This window comes from Acinetobacter sp. Marseille-Q1623 (assembly GCF_902809895.1).
Lineage (GTDB): Bacteria > Pseudomonadota > Gammaproteobacteria > Pseudomonadales > Moraxellaceae > Acinetobacter > Acinetobacter piscicola_A.
The window spans coordinates 465,635-487,011 of sequence record NZ_CADDWG010000001.1; the positions used below are offsets into that span (position 1 = coordinate 465,635).

21 protein-coding genes are annotated in these 21,377 nt (G+C 38.2%); 7 read left to right on the plus strand and 14 right to left on the minus strand.

All coding sequences use genetic code 11. The annotated features are described in order from the left end of the window. Window positions 1-189 precede the first annotated feature (189 nt). The 4 genes from HUV91_RS02155 to HUV91_RS02170 are packed head-to-tail and all read left to right on the plus strand — an operon-like array spanning window position 190 to window position 3,928. Complete coding sequence (locus HUV91_RS02155) at window positions 190-1,749, plus strand: circularly permuted type 2 ATP-grasp protein (protein WP_174492380.1); 1,560 nt, start codon at window positions 190-192, stop codon at window positions 1,747-1,749. Window positions 1,750-1,771: 22 nt separating this feature from the next. Next, a complete protein-coding gene (locus HUV91_RS02160) occupies window positions 1,772-2,380 on the plus strand; it encodes an alpha-E domain-containing protein (protein WP_174492381.1) in 609 nt (202 codons plus the stop codon). Then, window positions 2,377-3,159, plus strand: coding sequence for a transglutaminase family protein (locus HUV91_RS02165; RefSeq protein WP_130073146.1), 783 nt, complete (start codon window positions 2,377-2,379; stop codon window positions 3,157-3,159). The genes HUV91_RS02160 and HUV91_RS02165 overlap by 4 nt, the downstream gene beginning before the upstream one ends. Window positions 3,160-3,193: 34 nt before the next feature. Next, complete coding sequence (locus HUV91_RS02170; RefSeq protein WP_174492382.1) at window positions 3,194-3,928, plus strand: proteasome-type protease; 735 nt, start codon at window positions 3,194-3,196, stop codon at window positions 3,926-3,928. 86 nt (window positions 3,929-4,014) lie between these two features. Here HUV91_RS02170 and alr read toward each other — a convergent pair whose 3' ends face one another. Then, on the minus strand, window positions 4,015-5,088 hold the full coding sequence (alr, locus tag HUV91_RS02175) for an alanine racemase (RefSeq protein WP_174492383.1): 1,074 nt from the start codon (window positions 5,086-5,088) through the stop codon (window positions 4,015-4,017). A 303-nt stretch (window positions 5,089-5,391) separates the two neighbouring features. Between alr and HUV91_RS02180 the strand changes: the two genes are divergently transcribed. Both HUV91_RS02180 and HUV91_RS02185 read left to right on the plus strand, forming a co-directional pair. Continuing rightward, on the plus strand, window positions 5,392-5,580 hold the full coding sequence (locus HUV91_RS02180) for a DUF4259 domain-containing protein (RefSeq protein WP_174492384.1): 189 nt from the start codon (window positions 5,392-5,394) through the stop codon (window positions 5,578-5,580). 479 nt (window positions 5,581-6,059) lie between these two features. After that, window positions 6,060-6,629, plus strand: coding sequence for a hypothetical protein (locus tag HUV91_RS02185; RefSeq protein WP_174492385.1), 570 nt, complete (start codon window positions 6,060-6,062; stop codon window positions 6,627-6,629). 54 nt (window positions 6,630-6,683) lie between these two features. On the opposite strand, the gene dnaB is transcribed toward HUV91_RS02185, so the two are convergent. The 12 genes from dnaB to ppsA all read right to left on the minus strand — a co-directional run bounded on the left by dnaB (window position 6,684) and on the right by ppsA (window position 18,974). Beyond that, window positions 6,684-8,132, minus strand: coding sequence for a replicative DNA helicase (dnaB, locus tag HUV91_RS02190; protein WP_130073150.1), 1,449 nt, complete (start codon window positions 8,130-8,132; stop codon window positions 6,684-6,686). Window positions 8,133-8,309: 177 nt separating this feature from the next. Then, window positions 8,310-8,756 (minus strand): 50S ribosomal protein L9, encoded by a 447-nt coding sequence (rplI, locus tag HUV91_RS02195; RefSeq protein ID WP_065995237.1) that lies wholly within the window; start codon window positions 8,754-8,756, stop codon window positions 8,310-8,312. 9 nt (window positions 8,757-8,765) lie between these two features. Next, entirely contained in the window at window positions 8,766-8,993 is a 228-nt protein-coding gene (gene rpsR, locus HUV91_RS02200; protein WP_004719336.1) for a 30S ribosomal protein S18, read from the minus strand. An 11-nt stretch (window positions 8,994-9,004) separates the two neighbouring features. Beyond that, the gene (gene rpsF, locus HUV91_RS02205) at window positions 9,005-9,391 is read right to left on the minus strand and encodes a 30S ribosomal protein S6 (RefSeq protein ID WP_035267614.1); all 387 of its coding nucleotides are present in this window, start codon (window positions 9,389-9,391) and stop codon (window positions 9,005-9,007) included. Between the two features lie 209 nt (window positions 9,392-9,600). Further along, window positions 9,601-10,203 carry an HAD family hydrolase gene (locus HUV91_RS02210; RefSeq protein WP_174492386.1) on the minus strand — a complete coding sequence of 201 codons (603 nt, stop codon included), beginning with the start codon at window positions 10,201-10,203 and terminating at the stop codon, window positions 9,601-9,603. Window positions 10,204-10,392: 189 nt separating this feature from the next. Next, window positions 10,393-11,271, minus strand: coding sequence for a heme o synthase (gene cyoE / locus HUV91_RS02215; protein ID WP_130073152.1), 879 nt, complete (start codon window positions 11,269-11,271; stop codon window positions 10,393-10,395). Window positions 11,272-11,277: 6 nt separating this feature from the next. Beyond that, window positions 11,278-11,607: a cytochrome o ubiquinol oxidase subunit IV gene (gene cyoD, locus HUV91_RS02220; protein ID WP_065994860.1), complete on the minus strand. Its 330-nt coding sequence runs from the start codon at window positions 11,605-11,607 to the stop codon at window positions 11,278-11,280. Then, the gene (gene cyoC / locus HUV91_RS02225; protein WP_130073153.1) at window positions 11,607-12,227 is read right to left on the minus strand and encodes a cytochrome o ubiquinol oxidase subunit III; all 621 of its coding nucleotides are present in this window, start codon (window positions 12,225-12,227) and stop codon (window positions 11,607-11,609) included. The genes cyoD and cyoC overlap by 1 nt, the downstream gene beginning before the upstream one ends. Window positions 12,228-12,231: 4 nt before the next feature. Beyond that, window positions 12,232-14,226: a cytochrome o ubiquinol oxidase subunit I gene (cyoB, locus tag HUV91_RS02230; RefSeq protein WP_174492387.1), complete on the minus strand. Its 1,995-nt coding sequence runs from the start codon at window positions 14,224-14,226 to the stop codon at window positions 12,232-12,234. A gap of 3 nt (window positions 14,227-14,229) precedes the next feature. Next, window positions 14,230-15,282, minus strand: a complete 1,053-nt coding sequence (gene cyoA, locus HUV91_RS02235; RefSeq protein WP_130073155.1) for a ubiquinol oxidase subunit II — start codon at window positions 15,280-15,282, stop codon at window positions 14,230-14,232. Window positions 15,283-15,587: 305 nt separating this feature from the next. Further along, window positions 15,588-16,358, minus strand: a complete 771-nt coding sequence (locus tag HUV91_RS02240) for an RDD family protein (protein ID WP_174492388.1) — start codon at window positions 16,356-16,358, stop codon at window positions 15,588-15,590. Window positions 16,359-16,598: 240 nt separating this feature from the next. After that, the gene (gene ppsA / locus HUV91_RS02245; protein ID WP_130073157.1) at window positions 16,599-18,974 is read right to left on the minus strand and encodes a phosphoenolpyruvate synthase; all 2,376 of its coding nucleotides are present in this window, start codon (window positions 18,972-18,974) and stop codon (window positions 16,599-16,601) included. 155 nt (window positions 18,975-19,129) lie between these two features. Here ppsA and HUV91_RS02250 point away from each other — a divergent pair, with 155 nt between their 5' ends. Then, a complete protein-coding gene (locus HUV91_RS02250; protein ID WP_111859556.1) occupies window positions 19,130-19,966 on the plus strand; it encodes a pyruvate, water dikinase regulatory protein in 837 nt (278 codons plus the stop codon). 546 nt (window positions 19,967-20,512) lie between these two features. Here the strand turns inward: HUV91_RS02250 and HUV91_RS02255 are convergent. Beyond that, on the minus strand, window positions 20,513-21,289 hold the full coding sequence (locus tag HUV91_RS02255) for a M48 family metallopeptidase (protein ID WP_130073158.1): 777 nt from the start codon (window positions 21,287-21,289) through the stop codon (window positions 20,513-20,515). Window positions 21,290-21,377 lie beyond the last annotated feature (88 nt).

Here is a 21,377-nt window from a genome sequence, read left to right on the forward strand (position 1 = left end):
CAATAGAAAATATCAGCTCGTTAAGCAAGGCTTATCCCTAAAAAGTCTGTCTATATTTTGAAACAAGTTCATGCAAAATTGCACTTGAGTCTGTAAATAAATGCTGAATAAATAATCAATGTGTTTTGTCTATTTGGCATTGTTTTTGCTACTAAAAAGTAACATTTTATAACAAAAGTAGAGGTTTATATGTTTAAAGAAGATCACCCTACAAATTCAAGTCTTGAACATTTTGCACTGCCTGTAGAGGCATTAGACAATTTAGAAAAACAAACTACTTTGGATGTAAACATAGCATCCATATATCAAGGCAAAGCTTTATTGGCGCAAATTCAAACCCAATTTTTTAACGAATTGACAGATGATGTACATTTGTCGGTTGAGATCCGTCAAAAATTAGAAGCTTGGTTAGCACAACATAGTTTATATGAATTGCATCAACTCAATGATTTGTCTAAGTCTCATTTTATGTATCACGGCATCACATTTGCAGTTTATAGCGAGTCTGAAAATATTGAACGTACCATTCCATTTGACTTGATCCCACGTATTATTGCGAAAAAACAATGGGTTAAAATAGCAACAGGCTGTACGCAGCGGATTCAAGCATTGAATTTATTTTTAGATGATATTTATCATCATGCTGAAATTCTAAAAGCTGGAATTATTCCAAAACTACAAGTGTTTAGTCATGAAGCATTTCAACCCCACATGTTGAATTTTCAAGTCAAAGGTAAAGTGTATAGTCAAATCAGTGGTGTGGATTTAGTACGAGATCAAGCGGGTGAGTTTTATGTGCTGGAGGATAATTTAAGAACACCTTCAGGCGTATCTTATATGCTTGAAAGTCGTAAAATTAGCCAAAAGATCATGCCTGAATTGTGTCAACTTAATTTACAAGGTATTGAGCATTATCCAAATTTATTAAAGCAAATCTTGGCCGAAAGTGCTTATGTCGACTCACCTTGTATTGTGGTTCTTACCCCAGGTCGTTTTAACAGTGCCTATTATGAACATGCTTTTTTAGCAAGGGAAATGGGTGTTCCTTTAGTAACATCAAGTGATCTTTATGTTGAAAACGACAAGGTTTATGTGAAAACAGTCCGAGGTAAACAACGAGTTGATGTAGTTTATAGGCGAATTGATGATGCCTTTCTTGATCCATTGTGCTTTAAACCTGAAAGTGTATTAGGTGTGGCGGGACTCATGTCCGCATATTTAAAACAACAGGTTGTAATTGCCAATGCACCTGGTACAGGTGTTGCTGATGATAAATCGATTTATCCTTATGTGGATAAAATGATTGAGTTTTATTTAGGTGAACAAGCGATTTTAAAGAATGTTCCAACCTATTCATGCCGAGATCCACAACATTTAGATTATGTTTTATCGAATATGGAGCGTTTAGTGGTCAAGGAAGCACAAGGTTCAGGTGGGTATGGGATGCTCATAGGTTCTCAAGCTACTGATGTTGATATTGCTTGTTTTAAACAAAAGTTGATTGCTGAACCACATGCTTATATCGCTCAACCTATTTTAGATTTATCTATTTCGCCAACATTGACAGAAGATGGTATTGACGCACGTCATGTTGATTTACGTCCTTTTATTTTAAGCTCGCCTGAACGGACAGAAATTGTACCTGGTGGTTTAACGCGTGTCGCGATGCAAAAGAACTCATTGGTGGTTAATTCTTCCCAAGGTGGTGGAATTAAAGACACGTGGGTATTGGATCAATTGCATAACTGACACTCACCTGAGGAGAATAACAATGATTTTATTAAGCAGTAATGCACAACATATTTTTTGGTTAGGACGCTATTTGACACGCATTCAATATGCATGCAGTTTATTTCCATTTACAGAAGATGAATCAGCAAGGCACTATGCCCATGCATTTTGTCTGCCTGCGTTTGATGCATGTTCATTAAATGAATTGATTTTAGACCCAGAACAACCGTTTTCATTTCACCAACAATTTCAAAATGCCAAGAATAATATTCATGATTTACGTGGCGTATTGTCCGCCCACTGTTTTGCTGAATTGAATCAATTGTTACGACAAGCTGAAAATCATGCGGGTTATATTTGTGATGTTGCTGCTGAGTGTAATGATGTGCTTGAAGCAGAAGCTGATGAAGATATCTTTATGTTTTTCTGTTTAGGTCAAAAAGTGGAACAATTAGATCGCCATATTCGCTTACAACAAAACCGACAAGCCGTATTAACAGAATTAGATGTGTTGATTGAACAATTCAGGGTGTTGGGATGGACAAGTTTAGCTGCAGCTTGGCAACAATTAAAAGAGAAGCCTGATTGTAATCATTTTTATCATTTTAGCGACCACATACAAAACCTTTTTGAGATGGATGCCGCATGAAACTTATGATCAATCATCAGACCTATTACCAATATACTGCACCTGCAAAAAACAGTATTCAGTATATTAAAATGATGCCACAGAGTAATCGGCATCAGGAAGTATTGCATTGGAATATCAGTGTTCCTGGGCAAAATACTTGTCAAAAAGATCAGTTTGATAATATGTGGATGACTGCAACACAGCATTTTGAATATATGGACTTGATGATTATGGCGCAAGGTGTGGTGGACATTGATGAACATAATTTGTTTGGCATAGACACACCATTGGATCCGATGCACTTTTTACAAGTGACCCCATTTACGCAGTGTTCATCTGAAATGTTGCAATTTGCTCAGCAATATGTGACTCATATTAATGTGCAAAATTTACAGCGTTTAGCGGCAGCGATTTTAAATGAAATGCCATATATGCCTGCGACAACTACAGTGAGGCATCAGGCAAGCGAATCTTTTGCTGCAAAACAAGGTGTTTGCCAAGATCATAGCCATGTATTTATTGCGATGGCAAAGGCATTGGGGGTGCCCGCACGCTATGTCTCAGGCTATTTGTTTGTCAATGATCAGGCACACTTAGCGAGTCATGCATGGGCAGAGGCTTTTATTCAAGGAAAATGGTATTGCTTTGATGTGAGTAATCAAATTTTTCAGCCAAGCTCACATATTTATATCGCAACAGGACGAGATTATTGGGATGTTGCTCCTGTACGCGGGGTACGTTCATATGGGGGAGTCGAGTCGATGCATTCTATTGTACAAGTCTTGGCTTGTGCCTAAAATCTGTATCAGTAAGAAAAAATAAGGAAGATCTATGACCTATTGTTGTGCGCTCCGTTTAAAAGATGGCTTGGTCTTTATCAGTGATACGCGAACCAATGCAGGCGTCGATCATATTTCTGTTTATCGAAAATTGTATACCTTTGGAGTTGACGGTGAGCGTTTTATTTGTATTCAGACTTCAGGTAATTTAGCGACAACACAAGCAGTGATTGGGCATTTAAATAATCATTTAACCTTAAAACAAGAGCCGAATCTCTATAGCGTCAATACCATGTTTGATGTGGCCGGTTTGGTTGGACAAACTTTGCGTAAAGTCATTGCTGATGTAACAGAGGATACACAGGAACAGAGTAACTATTTTTGTAGTTTATTGGTCGGTGGTCAGATTAAAGGTGAAGAGATGCAGCTTTATAATATTTACCCACAAGGTAATTTTATCTCTGCGACTAGTGATACGCCTTATTTTCAAATTGGTGAAAGTAAGTATGGTAAACCAATTTTAGACCGTGCTTTAAGCTATGAAATGCCTTTAGATGAAGCCTTGCGTTGTAGCCTTATTTCGTTTGATTCAACGCTACGTTCAAATGTCTCAGTGGGTATGCCATTAGATAGCTTGGTGTATCAAAAAGATGCTTTTAATATTCCGCAAGGGAAACGAATCAATGAAGAAGAGCCTTATTTTCAGCATATTAGTAAGCAATGGTCAGAAACTTTGAAAAAGGGTTTACAGGATTTACCAAAACCAAATGAGGATTTTTTTCAGTAACTAAAAATATTCTAAACTTAAACTTTTTACTGAAAATTGTGAAGAAAAATCCAAGCATTTGCTTGGATTTTTAAGTCAATAAATATTTAGATTTTCTTACGAACAGGGCGGTTACTTAGGCGACAGAGTAATTCATAACCAATTGTACCATTGGCTTCTGCGACATCATCAACCCAACGATTTTTACCCCAAAGTTCAACTTGGGTTCCTAAAGGTGCATTTAAACCCGTAATATCGATCGCAATCATATCCATGGCAACACGACCAATCACTGGAGTGAGTTTCCCGTCGATTGCGACATAATTTTGCTTTGGAAATGCGCGTGGGTAACCATCGCCATAACCAATTGAGACAATGGCAATATCCATGTCTGTTTCGGCAATAAAGGTAGAGCCATAACCGACAGATTCACCAGCTTGAATCGAGTTTAAAGCAATAATTTCAGCTGTAAAAGTCATCACTGGTTTGATGTCTAAGTCTTGGACAGACTGATCTGCAAAGGGTGATGCACCGTACAGCATGATGCCCGGACGAACAAAATCAAAATTAAGCTCAGGCCATTTAAAAATAGCAGCAGAGTTACAACAAGACCCCATGATGGGTGCACAGGCTTCTTTTACATGGAGAAATTGATTTTTTTGTTGTTCATTTAAAGGGTGATTTTCAGCATCTGCATTGGCAAAGTGCATGGCAAGTACACAGGTAAAACCATCGGCTTTGAGTGCGTTGATAACGTCAATAATTTCAGCTACTTTAAAACCTAAACGATTCATTCCGCTATTCAATTTGACCCAAACTTTTAAGCCTTTAGCAATATAGGCATCTTTTTGAGTGCGTAACCAGTCCAATTGTTCTTGCTGATGTACGATCACTTCAATGTTATTTTCAACCACCACTGCCATTTCATCGGCACTAAAAATACCTTCGATTAAAGTAATGGGCTGTTGATAACCCAACGCACGAATTTCTAAGGCTTCTTCAAGACAAGCAACACCAAATGCATCTGTTTCAGCGAGGGCGGCTAAACAGTCTTTTATGCCGTGCCCATAGGCATTGGCTTTGACCATACTGACAATTTTAGCAGTTGGGGCAAGTTGTTTAACACGGTTTAAATTATATTGCAGAGCTTCGCTATCAATATAAACTGTTGCTTGGCGCACCCTGATTACTCCTTCAGGAAGATGAAAAACATAAACGTGCAGTCAAAGCTGCACGTTTTTTGAATGATCAGATTGAATCTTTCTACTAGCGTCTATTGTATGCCGTTCATTATGAAATAAACATCAACATTTATGTTTTTGATGATCTCCATGTTTTATATCGGGAAAATAGAAAATCATTTATCTATCATCACCATGATTTTACGTTTGCTTAAATAAATAAAACGCTTGGCTCTATTGTATCCGTTGATTTTTTATTACGCTATCAATTTGAAAATACATCATTATATATGAGGAATAAAAATGGGCGCTTGGTCACACGAACCGTTTGGAAATGATGAGTCTGTTTTAGCCCGTGTTTTTAATCGTGCAATTGAAAATCAAAAAGATTATTTAGAGGCAGATGAAGCTTCTGTGATTGTGGCTGCTGCTGAAGTTCTGGCTAAATTATTAGGTAAAAGAACACAAGACAATGCTTCAACAGCAAGTTGATGAATGGAGGAGTTCTATCCGGTTTCAACTCTCTGTAGAAGTATTAGAATAGGCGCAAACTGCATTAGATTTGGTTTTAAGTGATGACTCAGAATTAAATGAACTTTGTTTGGGGTGAAATCGAAAAATTATATTGTTAGGCGTAATAGTGTGGAGCGTCTAAAAACAGCTTTATCAATCTTGTAGATATAAAAATCGAATGGGAAATCATCAGGCTGTTAACACAAGGCGATAAAGCATTTTTAGATGAAATGTTGAAAATGGCTGATGCAGTATGTGTATAATGATCGATATTGGATCAAATTTTTGAAAATATGGACAATGCTGGAATGCGGAGTTTGGTTTTTTATTTATAACGATAAAACATTGATCTGAATAACTAAAATTTTTATAAAAATAGAGTCTACTTTATGCAGCTTTATATTTTGTTAGTTTTTTCATTGTTTACGATATTTTCAATACAACAAAGCATGGCTTGTATGCCGCATACTCCAAAGGATGTTTTTATCGCACGTTTCCAAGCCTCTCAAGCTGTACAGGGGGATTCAAGAAGTTTTACAGTTCAATTGAGTGCAGATCAATTTATTTTTCGTTCTTGGATTGATCAATTTAACTATGCAAAACCTACACAATGGCAAAGTACATTTTCTAGTCAAAATATTAAAAAGGACAGTTTGATCATAGGTTTAGCCTATACTCCCGATGGCGCTAAACCTGAGCAATATCAAATTGCTTCATTTGCAACTTTGAGTTGTGCTCATAATCAGCTCAGTGTTTCTAAACCCGTGCAGCCGTTTTTAGCTTGGAATCGACAGACAGCAAATTGTGCAATTGGGGATCGGAAAACGATTGGTATCTTAGACGGGTTTATACAATACGATCAATCGCATTACTTAGCACAACTTCAACAAAAATATCCAACATGTGAACAACTCAATAAAGCATTTCCACCGCTAAAAATGAATGAAAATATTCAGCATCCTCAATCATTTTTAAGTTTTAAACGATGGTGGAAAGACTTTGTAAATAAGTTGCAGTCACTGTTTTAAAGTGAAGATTTGAAAAAATAGGTTTAAAAAGTAAGCAAGATTTATGCTTCATTTTTACTCTTCATCATCATATTGTGCGTAATATTCAGGTGATAAATTACTAAAACGGGTATATTGACCTTCGAAAGCCAAACGAACAGAACCAATAGGGCCATTACGTTGTTTACCAATAATAATTTCCGCGGTGCCTGCTTCTTTTGATTCTTTGTTATAAACCTCATCACGATAAATAAACATAATCAAATCGGCATCCTGCTCAATCGCACCTGACTCACGTAAGTCTGACATGACAGGACGTTTGTTTGGACGGTTCTCTAAAGAACGGTTGAGCTGTGACAATGCGATCACTGGACATTGCATTTCTTTCGCCAGTGCTTTTAAGCTTCGTGAAATTTCACCGATCTCACCCACACGGTTATCACCCATGCCAGGCACTTTCATCAGCTGAAGGTAATCGACCATGATACAGCCAAGCTTACCGCCATGTTGTTTGGCAATACGTCGTGCACGTGCGCGCATTTCTGTTGGGGGTAGGGCAGAAGAGTCATCGATATACAGATGCTTTTCTTGCAGTTGTAAAATGGTTCCTGTGACTTTTGACCATTCATCACCATCGAGTTTACCTGCACGTAAATGACCTTGGTGGACTTTACCGTATGAGGAAATCAAACGCATGGCGATGGAGTCGGCAGGCATTTCCATTGAAAAAACGAGGGCGGGTAAATCACAGTTAAAGAGAACACTTTCGACCAAATTCATGGCAAACGTGGTTTTACCCATCGATGGACGTGCTGCCACGATGATCATGTCACCTGCTTGCATGCCCGAAGTTTTATTATCAAGTTCAACAAAGCCTGTTGTTAAACCCGTGATATTACCTTCGAGTTGAGAAAGTTCATTGAGTTTGTCAAATACATCTGCTACAACCGAAGTAATCGGCTTTGGACCTTGTGCTTTGGCATTGTTATTATGTTGTTCAGCAATCGAGAAAATATTAGTTTCAGCTAAATCTAAAATTTCACTGACTTCACGACCTTTGGTGTCATAAGCATTTTGTAAAATTTCATTGCCCACTTTAATCATATTTCTTAAAGTCGCAAATTCACGAATTTTAGTGGCATAAGTTTCTAAGTTATAGAAACTTGCAGGAGAGTCTGCCATTAATTGAACAAGATATTCTTCACCACCAATCGCTTCGAGGAGATTTTGTTTGATTAGCCAGTCATTGACCAAAACGGCATCATAGGGTGAACCATCTTTGTTGAGTTGTTCAATGGCACGAAAAATATATTTATGGCGAGATGCATAAAAGTCATTTTCATGTAAAACATCACTGACTTGTTCAAACGACTCAGCAACGGTCATGAGTGCCGCAAGTACCGCTTGTTCAATGGCTAAATTATGCGGGGGCGTGCGAAATTCTTTGAGTTGTTGTGATGCCTCGGTAGATTTTGCATCTTTGTTAAAAGGAGTTGCAGAAGCTTTGGCTGGTGCCTGAGACATAGCGTGAGAACCTTTGGTCAAATGATTAGTCAGTTTGACTGTATTTATTCAAAATAGGCTAAGAGCATAACCTAAATAGGGTCATAAATGGGATATAAACTACGAAATAAAAAAGAGGTTAAAACGTGTAGATAAAAAAAGAGCATACTAAAGTATGCTCTTTTTTTTGGTACGAAATTACTCAGATACGATAGTAACGAGAACTTCTGCAACAACATCGTGATGCAATTGGATTGCGATGTTGAATTCACCAGTGTTACGAAGTGCACCGTTTGGTAAACGAACTTCTGCACGGTCAACTTCAAGACCAGCATTTGTTAACGCGTCAGCGATGTCGCGCGTACCGATTGAACCGAATAATTTACCTTCGTCACCCGCTTTCGCAGTGATTACGATATTTACTTCGTTCAATTGGTCAGCACGAGCTTGAGCAGCAGCTAATACTTCAGCTTCTTGTTTCTCAAGTTCAGCACGACGTGCTTCAAAAGCAGCAGTATTTGCTTCAGTCGCAGCAACTGCTTTACCTTGAGGGATCAAGTAGTTACGGCCGTAACCAGCTTTAACTGATACTTTATCGCCTAATTTACCAAGATTTTTAATACGTTGTAATAAGATAATATCCACAGCTCAACCTCACTTATGATTGTCAGTGTAAGGAATCAACGCTAAGTAGCGAGCTTGTTTAATCGCAAGCGCTAATTGACGTTGGTAACGAGCTTTAGTACCTGTAATACGGCTAGGAACGATCTTGCCATTTTCAGTGATGTACTGTTTTAAAGTGTCGATATCTTTGTAGTCGATGTACGTAACGTTCTCAGCTGTAAAGCGGCAGAACTTGCGACGACGGTAAAAACGTGCCATGTGTGTTCTCCTTATGCTTCAGCAGAGTCTTGAGCTTGTTGTGCTTCTTCACGTTGAGCTTTACGCGCACGTTTTTCTTCAGCACTCTTAGCCAATAAAGACTCTTCAGTGATAGCGTTTTCACGACGAATAATAACGTTACGAAGAATAGCATCGTTGTAACGGAATAATTCTTCCAATTCGTTAAGCGTAGTTTGATTACATTCAACGTTCATTAAAATGTAGTGCGCTTTGTGAATTTTGTTAATTGGGTAAGCCAATTGGCGACGGCCCCAATCTTCAAGACGGTGAATTTGACCTTCAGCATCTTTAATGTGAGAGATATAGCGTTCTACCATACCTACCACTTGATCGCTTTGGTCTGGGTGTACCAGAATTACGATTTCGTAGTGACGCATTGTCAGCTCCTTACGGTTTATGCAGCCCCATCCAAATATGAATGAAGCAAGGAGTCACAACTGAACTGTAAACAGACAGGTTGTGTCGCAAAATTTGCGAGGGCTCATTATAGGAAAGTTTGCTATTAAATACAAATGAATCGTGAAATATTTATCAATACATCGTATTGAAGTGGAGAAAATATAAGTTAATGTCTTTTCCTTAGGTTTTATAAATAGTCGTTTAAAACATCATGTAACGTTTGACCATTTTTACGGTCAATTAATTTGGCAGACATCCCAAAGGCTGTTGGACCTTGAATATCCGCCAGTGGTGTATCACCAACAAATAAAACCTCTTCAGCTGTGCATTGAAGTTGATCTATAAAATATTGATAAATGGCAGGATCTGGTTTGCAAGCATGGACTTCATAACTCCATGCATATATGTCAATCTCTGTAATCAATGAACGAATGTGAATCCCATAAGGAGTTGCTGAATTGGAACACAGCACGATTTTATAACCATTTTCTTTTAGCTGGTTTAAGGTGGGAAGGGTATCTGCAAAAAGTTCAATTTGCGCTAATTCTGTCTGAAGTTCAGTATTGAGTTCATCTAAAAATGCTGGTGGAATTTGATAACCTAAATGTGTCGCAATGTCTTGAAAATCACTATTTATAGACATGACGGTGACAGCATCGCTTATTTGTGATGTATGTCCTTGCCTGTGTAACCATTGAATGAATTTTTTATAAGGGGATATTTTCTGTTTTATTCTAGCGAGTGTGCCAAAAACATCGAAAGCAATGACTTTGATCTGGTTTTGTGACATTGGATTGATCCTCTCATTTTATTGATATTTTATTTTCCAGTGTTTATATAAACTAAAAGACTTAGGGGGGCTTTGGAAGTTATTTTCAAGTGTGATTTATTGATGTATTTGAATTGATAAAAAAGAAAGGCTGAGTTTCTTTTGGTAAGAGATTACATTGATAAAAAAGATAGAGTGACCTCTATCTTTTTAAAACAGGGGTAAATGTGGTGCAGGGGAGGTGTAAGTAAAACTAAAGCTAAAACTTAAAGCCGTAATCAAAATTACTGAATATAAGAAATAACGTTTTGCCCAAACTTGGTCATTTTCAGCTTTGAAGCCAATAATCGACAGATAGACCCAATATGCAGACATCGCATTAAAGATAATCAAGAAGAAAATATTGGTATAGCCAAAACAATATAAACCATTCAACACCGCAGCAAACAAAATCACATAAATCAAACTTTCAACTTTAGTGCGATAAATTGAACGTGCCACAGGAAGGATGGGAACACCTGCATTTTTATAGTCATCAAAACGGTAAACTGCAATTCCCCATGAATGTGGCATTTGCCAAAGCGCATAAGCTAAGAAAACCAGTAGCGCAGCAACATCAAATTCATTTGAAACAGCGGTATAACCGATTACAGGAGGACTTGCACCAGAAATACTGCCAATCACAGTTTGGTGAATGGTTGTACGTTTTGTCCAAAGACTATAAAAAATCACATAAACGACAAAGCCCAATACCGCAAAGCCAAATGCGTAGGCGTTGACAAAAAACCACAACAAGCCAAAGCCTAAAAGACCTAAAACTGCTGAAAAGATTAAAGCAATTTGTGGGCTAATGGTTTTTTTGACTAAAGCACGGTTCATCGTGCGTTGCATTTTTTGGTCAATGTCTTGGTCAATGACATTATTCACTACACAACCTGATGCAACCACCAGTGTTGTACCGAGTAATGTAATGAGAAGTAAGAGGAAATCTACAGAACCTTGAGCGGCTAAGAAGAAGCCGCCCAAAGTGGTAACGAAGTTACCGAAGAGAATTCCTGGCTTAGTCAGGAATAAATACTTCTTCAACATGACACCCTAGAGCATCATGTTTGAATGTAAGTAGTTCATGATCCATACAGAACCAATCAGAAGAACTGCGATACACAAGATTGTGTAAATGAATGCAATTACGTTCCAACGTTGTTCTGATGAAGAGTTCATGTGCAAGAAGAAGACTAATTGAACAAGAACCTGTGCTACAGCTGTAATCGCAATGGTCGCTACAATTGCACCACGACCGAAGTCAGCTGGATGCATTGCCATATAGAATGGAACAATGGTCAGTAATACAGAAACAATAAAACCAATCGTATATTGTTTCACATTACCATGTGAAGCACCTGCAGAATTATGATCGTGACTCATTAGATAACTCCCATTAAGTAAACGACGCTGAATACACAGATCCAAACGATGTCAAGGAAGTGCCAGAACAAGCTTAAGCAAGCAAGACGACGTGTATTTGGTAGAGTCAAACCATTTTTCTTGATTTGAATCATTAACACGAGCATCCATACCAAACCAGAAGTCACGTGAATACCATGCGTACCCACTAGAGTAAAGAACGCAGATAAGAACGCACTCGTGCTTGGACCATGACCAGCATGAACTAAATGATTAAACTCATAAAGTTCCATACCGATAAAAGATGCACCAAATACCCAAGTAATTGCTAGCCAAGTTAAAACTTGACCTACATTTTTCTTGTATGAAGCAAGTACTGCAAAACCAAAAGTCACAGAAGAGATCAAGAGAGCAAAAGTTTCAGTTAAAACGAAACCTAAAGACTCACCAAATAAATCTTTTGGACTTGGTGTTCCAGGTGGAATATGACTGCTTAATACAGCGAACGCGATGAAGAGTGTACCGAATAAAATCAAGTCACTCATCAAGTAGGTCCAAAAACCAAAGACAGTGATGTCGGTATCATCGTGGTGATGATGTTCATCATGTCCATGGTTATCGTGATGAAGTACTTCAGCCATCGTCTTAGTCCTTCTTCAAGTGTTTTTCAAGTAAAGCATAACGTTCATTTTCGATACGTTCTACTTCAGCAGCAGGTACATAGTAATCCACTTTTTTCGTAAATGAACTTACGATGAAACTGATTACGGCACCTAAGAAAGTTGCAATAACAAGCCACCAAATGTGCCATACCAAAGCTAAGCCCATTACTGTGATGAACATTGCTATCACAAAGCCAGCAGCTCGGTCAGTTGGCATATGAATGTCTTCATATTTCGTAGGACGTGCATATGCTACACCATTTTCTTTGTCATTCCAGAAAGTATCAATACCATTGATCTTAGGAAGTTGCGCAAAGTTATAGAATGGCGCAGGTGATGAAGTAGACCATTCAAGAACACGACCATCCCATGGGTCACCTGTGTGGTCCATGTTGTTTTCGCGTTGTAAGAAGCCCACAACAATTTGCATAACGAAGCAGAAGATACCAATTGCAACAAGGACAGAACCAAAGAATGCAATTGCAAGGTATGGATCCCATTCAGGGTTGTCATATGTATTCAGACGACGAGTCATACCCATGAAACCAAGGATATAAAGTGGCATGAATGCAAAATAGAAACCGAAGAACCAGAACCAGAAAGAAGCTTTGCCCCAAGTTTCATTTAACTTCCAACCAAACATTTTTGGCCAGTAGAAAGTGATCCCTGCGAACATACCGAATACCACACCACCAATAATTACGTTATGGAAGTGAGCAATCAAGAATAATGAGTTGTGTACTAAGAAGTCCGCTGGTGGAACAGCCATTAATACACCAGTTAAACCACCGATACCGAAAGTCACAAGGAAGCCAAGTGTCCAGTACATTGGTGATGTAAATGTAATACGACCTTTATACATGGTGAATAACCAAGAGAAGATTTTCACACCTGTAGGGATCGCAATAATCATGGTCATGATACCGAAGAACGCGTTAACGTTGGCACCAGCACCCATCGTAAAGAAGTGGTGTAACCATACCACGAACGCAAGAACTGTGATCGCGATAGTCGCATATACCATTGATTTGTAACCAAACAATGTTTTGCGAGAGAATGTTGAAACGATTTCTGAGTAAATACCAAAAGCAGGTAGGATCAGAATATATACTTCTGGGTGACCCCAAGTCCAAATCAAGTTCACATATAGCATTGGGCTACCGCCAAGCTCATTGGTGAAGAAATGGAAATCGAAGTAACGGTCAAGCGTTAACATTGCAATTGTTGCAGTTAACACAGGGAAAGATGCAATGATCAATACTGCTGTACAAAGTGCAGTCCAAGTAAAGATCGGCATATCCATAAGACCCATGCCAGGTGCACGCATTTTGATGATGGTAACAAAGAAGTTAACACCTGTTAAAAGCGTACCTAAACCTGAAACCTGAAGTGCCCAGATATAGTAGTCAACCCCAACACCAGGAGAATATTGAATACCTGAAAGAGGAGGATAAGCCATCCAACCTGTTGCAGCAAATTCACCCAATACAAGTGATGCCATCATCAGACCCGCAGCACCAGCAAATAACCAGAAGCTTAAAGAGTTCAATAATGGGAATGCAACGTCACGTGCACCAATTTGTAAAGGTACAGTGATGTTCATCATACCAACAACAAGACCCATTGCTACGAAGAAGATCATGATCACGCCATGCGCGGTAAAGATCTGGTCGTAATGGTCAGGATGTAAGTAACCTTCACCGCCACCTTTTGCAAGGAACAGTTGAAGACGCATCATGATCGCATCCGCGAAACCACGCACAAGCATGACAACAGATACGATAATATACATGATACCAATTTTTTTATGGTCTACAGAAGTGAACCAAGTATTCCACAAGTAGCCCCATTTTTTAAAATAGGTGATACCACCAAGAAGCGCAGCAGCACCGATTGCCATGATGATCATGGTCACCAGTACGATAGGCTCTTGATAAGGGATCGAGTCCCAGTTGAGTTTACCGAATAATACAGACATGTCTTATTCCTCTACTGAAGCAGTTGCATGTTCAGCATTAACATGTTCAGCGCCCGCTTGCGCAGAATGATCTGCACCGTGGTAGTTGCTCATGTATTTATTGATAATGCTTTCGAACAAATTAGGCTCAACTGAAGAATAGTAAGTTACAGGATACGGCTTAGTAGGGAATGGACCTTTACGTTCAGCTTCTTCTGCAAGTGCTTTTTCTTCTGGAGTATGCGCATTTTTGACCATGTTCTCAATCTGATGTTTTGAACGGTCACCATCTTTAAGCGCTGCAAACTCTGCTGCATCTAAAACAGTTTTTTGTTGAGCTTCAGGATTAATTGAAGTTCCTTGACCTGTTTTAACTGCTTCTACCCAGCTGTTGAATTCTGGTTCAGTAACAGAATGAGCCAAGAAGCGCATTTGTGTGAAACCATAACCACTATAGTTAGAAGAGAAACCACGATATACGCCAGTTTCATCAGCTAATACGTGTAACTGAGTTTGCATACCTGCCATTGCATAAATTTGACCTGCTAACTTAGGAATGAAGAAAGAGTTCATTGTAAAGTTAGAGGTAATTCTAAAGTTAACTGGCGTTTTTTCAGGGAAACGAATTTCGTTAACAGTTGCAATTTGTTGTTCAGGATAGATAAAGATCCATTTAAACTGTTCAGCAATAACTTGAATAGTTACAGGCGCTTTGTCAGATTCGAGCGGACGGTATGGGTCATATTTATGTGAACCCCACCATGTTAAATACGCAAGAATACCAATAATAATTACAGGAACACCCCATACTACAATCTCAATTGCAGTTGAATGTGCCCATGTAGGTTTATAGTCTGCGTCTTTATTCGATGCGCGATATTTCCAACCAAACCACAATGCCATAATGATCGAAGGAATTACAACCAATAGCATTAAATAGATCGCAGTCATCATCAGGTTACTTTGACCTTCAGCAACTGGACCTTTAGAGTTTAGAAGTACCATATCACCACCACACCCTGTTAAAAGTGCGGCAATCGTAGATAAAGACAATACAGCTAAAATCGTTTGTCTCATTTTACAACCTCGGTGAAGAGTCCCATTCCCTATTAAATATGGGATAGCGATTAAAGTGTCGCATGATTGAAAATGACTATTAATTACAAATAGTAAACATTCTCAATGATCTGACACCCAGACGTTGTAGGGCATTATGCCTCATATCAACAAACTTAGCTATATGTAAAAAGGCTTTAAATAACTGTAACAAAAACCAATTTTTTTACTCGGATTTATTTGTTTATCTAGTATTTTGTATTTTCAAATCAAAGCTATAGCATTAAAAAAGGATGCATTTGCATCCCTTAAAAAAAACTAAAAAATTATTGCTTAATGACTTTGGTCTTAACTAACTTATCATGTAAAGTTTGTCGTTTTTTACTGAATGCGAATAACAAATCGACAATCGCAAATAAACCTAAAAAGCGATAAATCACAATAAACAAAATCGAACGTAAAACGAACACGCGTAAAAAGCTGACCTTTTCATTGCTTTCTTCATCGACAATTTTAATTTTTAATGCTTTTTTACCAATGCTTTGTCCGGATTTTGAAAGAAAATAAGCTTGTACTGCTAACATGATAAAAATATAACCAAACATTGCAATCCATGCTTGATCAGGGAAGAGTGCAAGCATTTGCGATTGGATTTCCAAAACTTGGTTGACATCATTGCTTTGTGCTTTGCTTAGCATTTGGTCTTGCAAGCTAGTAAGCTTTTGAATTTCGGTGGTGTTTAAAAATAAGCCTAAAATAATTGATGTGGGTAACCAAAGTAAAAGGTCAATAATTTTGGCAAAAAAACGAGAATGCAATGGTGCAAGTTCAACATTTTGCTGTGTTTTGCTAGATTGGGTTGGTGTAGACGTATTTGAAAAAGGCTCAGTTTTATTCAATGAAATAGGAGCCGTATAACCTACAGGTTCATAAACAAGTTTACCTTGCGTAAGTTCACCCAAAGCTTTCCATTCCGTCATTCCTTGATGCCAAGCCAAATCGGTGAGTAAGATTTGTTGGTCGGCAAGCATTTGGTTGACTTGCTCTAGTGTATATGGTCCAGCCTGTTGATTATTTCTCGCCAAGTAAATTTGCATAAAGCGTCATTCTCAAAAAATCTAAAACGTAAAAATTGTAGATAAATAGGTATATCGTAGCATTAAATTAACCCATCTACTTTTTTGAACCCTTATGTATACTCGATTTTTCACCTGATGAAAATTAAATTTACATCAAATTTAAAATATCGATGAAAAATAAAAAAATTTACTAGAACTTATTATTTATGTTTACACATAAAAAAAGACCCTACGAGAGGGTCTTTTTATTGCGCTTAATTAAGCTTTAGATTTTTCTTCAGCAAGGAAGAACCAAGTGTCGAGCACTGAGTCAGGGTTCAATGAAACTGATTCAATACCTTGTTCCATGAGCCATTTTGCAAGATCTGGGTGATCAGAAGGACCTTGACCACAGATCCCTACATATTTACCTGCTTTACGACATGCGTGGATTGCCATAGAAAGTAATACTTTCACAGCAGCATCACGCTCATCAAACAAGTGAGATACGATACCAGAGTCACGGTCTAGACCAAGTGTTAACTGAGTTAAGTCATTAGAACCGATTGAGAAACCATCAAAGTGTTCAAGGAATTGTTCAGCCAATAATGCATTGGTTGGTAATTCACACATCATGATCACTTTAAGACCATTTTCACCACGTTTTAAGCCATTTGCAGCCAATAATTCAATCACACGTTTCGCTTCGTTTACTGTACGAACGAAAGGAATCATGATTTGAATGTTGGTTAAGCCCATTTCGTCACGTGCTTTTTTCAACGCACGGCATTCAAGCTCAAAACAGTCACGGAAGTTGTCTGATACATAACGGCTTGCACCACGGAAGCCCAACATTGGGTTTTCTTCTTCAGGTTCGTACAATTTACCGCCGATCAAGTTCGCATATTCGTTAGATTTAAAATCTGACATACGAACAATGACAGGTTTGTCAGCAAATGCAGCAGCAAGTGTAGAAATACCTTCAACTAATTTTTCAACATAAAATTCGATCGGTGAAGAGTAGCCCGCAGTACGTGCCATAACAGCAGCGCGAGTTTCACGAGGTAAGCTGTCAATGTTCAACAACGCTTTAGGATGCACACCGATCATACGGTTGATGATGAATTCTAAACGCGCTAGACCAATACCTGCGTTTGGAATTTGTGCAAAGTCAAATGCACGGTCAGGGTTACCGACGTTCATCATTACTTTAAATGGAAGTGCAGGCATAGACTCAATTGAGTTACGTTGAATTTCAAAATCTAATGCACCTTCATAGATAAAGCCAGTATCACCTTCAGCACAAGAAACAGTCACTTCTTGACCATCAGTGAGGACTTCAGTTGCGTTACCACAGCCTACAATCGCAGGAACACCTAATTCACGTGCAATAATTGCAGCGTGACAAGTACGACCACCACGATTCGTTACGATTGCAGCAGCACGCTTCATCACTGGTTCCCAGTCTGGGTCAGTCATGTCAGATACAAGAACGTCACCTGGTTGTACTTTGTCCATTTCTTTAATAGACGTAACAATACGCACTTTACCAGAACCGATACGTTGACCGATTGAACGACCTTCACAAAGCACTGTACCTTTTTGTTTAAGTAGGTAGCGTTCCATTGTGCCAACATTTTCACGGCTTTTTACTGTTTCAGGACGCGCTTGAACGATATAGATTTGACCGTCATCACCGTCTTTCGCCCATTCGATGTCCATTGGCGCTTTATAATGCTCTTCAATAATGAGGGCTTGTTTAGCCAATTCTTGAAGTTCTAGATCATTTAAAGCAAATTGTTGACGTTCAGCTTTTTCAACGTCGACCACAACAACAGATTTACCTGCAGCACCTTCTTCACCATAAATCATTTTTTGGTGTTTAGAGCCAAGGTTACGACGGATTACTGAATGTTTACCTGCACGTAGAAGTGGTTTAGAAATATAGAATTCGTCAGGGTTGACTGCACCTTGTACTACCATTTCACCCAAGCCATAAGAAGCTGTGATAAATACAGCTTCACGGAAACCAGACTCTGTATCCAGTGTAAACATGACACCTGCAGCACCTGTTTCAGAACGTACCATGCGCTGAACACCTGCAGATAATGCAACAATGTCATGTGCAAAGTTTTGGTGTACACGGTAAGCAATCGCACGGTCATTATAAAGTGATGCAAATACTTCTTTGATCGCGATCAGAACGTTGTCGATTCCACGGATGTTTAAGAAAGTTTCTTGTTGACCTGCGAATGAAGCATCAGGCAAGTCTTCGGCAGTTGCAGAAGAACGTACAGCAACGGCAATGTCTGGATTACCATTTGAAAGTGCAGTGAAAGCTTCACGGACTTCTTGTTCAAGTCCCGCTGTAAGTGGAGTATCTACAATCCATTGACGAATTTTTGCGCCTGTTTCAGCAAGTGCGTTTACATCGTCAACATTTAATGTCGCAAGTTCAGCATTAATTTTAGCATTAAGACCGCTTTGCTCTAGGAATTCACGATAAGCGTCAGCAGTTGTTGCAAATCCACCAGGTACGGATACACCAGCATTTGCTAAATGACTGATCATTTCTCCAAGTGAAGAGTTTTTACCACCCACGATCTCAACGTCGTGTTTCCCTAGTTTTTCTAGACCGATTACGCGTGCTTCCAAAGTTGTTACTCCACTTATGCAGTATTAATCACTATTTTGGCGTGAAATTATAACAAAAAACTCAGCTTTTTGATTCAACTAAGTCATAGTCATGTAAGATGGGCATTACTATAAAGATTATACATCGCTAAGACAAATGTTTGAGGAGATTTTTAATGTCAGAAAGTAACCAAATAAAGCGTAGCGTTTTTTTTATTTCTGATGGTACTGCGATTACTGCTGAAACCCTTGGGCACTCATTGTTAGCACAATTTCCTCATGTCAAGTTTGATATACATATTATTCCATATATTAGCTCTGAAGAAGCAGCCATGAATGTGGTAGAGGAAATCAATATTCGCGCAGAAAAGGACGGTCAACAACCTTTAGTTTTTGATACCTTAGTTGACCCTTATGTGCGAGATATTATTAATACTGCAAATGCTGTAAATCTTGATGTTTTTGAAGGACTTATTAGTAAGTTGTCAGATGTTTTGGGGACACAACCTACAACTTTAGTCGGACAAACCCATGCGGTGACCGATTCTGAGTCCTATAAGGCGCGTATTGATGCTGTGCATTTTGCTTTGGATAATGATGATGGTGCCCGCACTCGCCACTATGATAAAGCAGATTTAATTTTGATCGGTGTATCCCGTTCAGGTAAAACTCCAACCTCAATTTATTTGTCATTACAATTTGGAATTCGTGTTGCAAATTATCCACTTACGGAAGAAGATTTGGATGATAATCGCTTGCCAGCAGTGCTGAAAGAGCATAAACATAAGCTATTTGGGTTGATGATTGATGCTGAACGTTTGGTTGCAATTCGTACTGAACGTAAGGCAAATAGTCGCTATGCAAGTTTTTCACAATGTCAAATGGAACTACGTGCAGTTGAAGGAATTTACATTTCTGAAGGAATTAAATACTTAAATGTATCAGAAATGTCAATCGAAGAAATCTCGACGCGTATTTTACAGATGACAGGTTTGAAACGTAGAATTGTTTAAATAAAATACAATTTTATGGTTATTTTAGGTGGAAAAAGCTGAATGTAAATTCAGCTTTTTTGATTAAAATGATCAATTTTATAATATAAAATTTCTATTAATTTGAGTGTGAAAATTAACTTTTTGAGGTATTTTTTGTTTAATAAATAGGCATTTTATGTCAAGAATCTCGGTAAGTTTAAAGTGATATTACTTAAAAAAATAGCTCATAATTATATAAGAAATGGTATTAGTATTATTTATTATGATATTAAGTATCACAACTATTTAAAATCTAAATAGTGAAAATCGCAAAATAGAATCATTTTTGTATATTAAATACACAATTTTTTTAAAAAGAAATTATCTAAAATAAGTGTTGTAATTTTTTGATGCGATAAAAAATCATTTTTTAGCCCATGTCCAATGGTATTAATTCTCATGAAGCTGTATTGAAAGATAATAATGAGCTGATTACATCAATTTATGTGCAAAATCCTCATTAAAAAACCGAGCAAAAGAGGCTCGGTTTTTGTAAAAAGCAAAGTTTCTATCTTGAGTGGATCATTAACGTTTGTTGTAAATTGCTTGTGCCGCAGGTAGGTTTTCACGCATTGCAGCGATACGTTGAGCGTTAGATGGGTGGGTAGATAAGAATGATGCACCACCTGCACCTTCTAATTTATTCATTTTTTCCCAAAGTGTAATGGCAGCTTGCGGGTTATAGCCTGCTTTTGCCATCAGCATTAAACCACCTTGGTCGGCACGACTCTCTAAGCTACGTGAATAAGGTAAACCCACGCCAACTTGTGAGCCTAATTGTGCTGCAGCTGTACCAAGTTGACCTACACGATCACCTGCTGCACTTAAGCCAATTTGTAAGGCTAAATCAGTCAATGCTTGCGCACCAATTTTACTTTTTGCATGTTCTTCTAAGGCATGAATCATTTCATGTCCCATGACAGCTGCAATTTCAGCATCGGTGAGTGCTAATTTATTGACAATGCCTGTATAAAATACAACTTTACCCCCTGGGGCAACATAAGCATTGACTTGGTCTGATTTGAGTACAGCCAATTGCCAATCAAATTTTGTCCCTGTTTGGTTCATTTGATCTGCATAAGGTTTTAAACGTAAAAATACTGCATTGATACGTTTGTAGGTCGAGGATGATGTATCCAATGTCTTATTGCTGCGTGCTTCTTGCACAGTTTTATTAAAACCTTGCGTTGCTGCAACATTGAGTGTTGCGCTATCGGCACCTGCCATATCAGCCATGGTGGTACAGCCAGAAAGCGAAATTAAACCTGCTGCACAAATGCCCATCATGAGTTTATTATTCATTATAATGTGCTCCAACAAATATAAAGTAATAAGTATGATTATATTGATTTTAGCTGTGAACGAGTATGTAAAATTGCTTCATAATCAT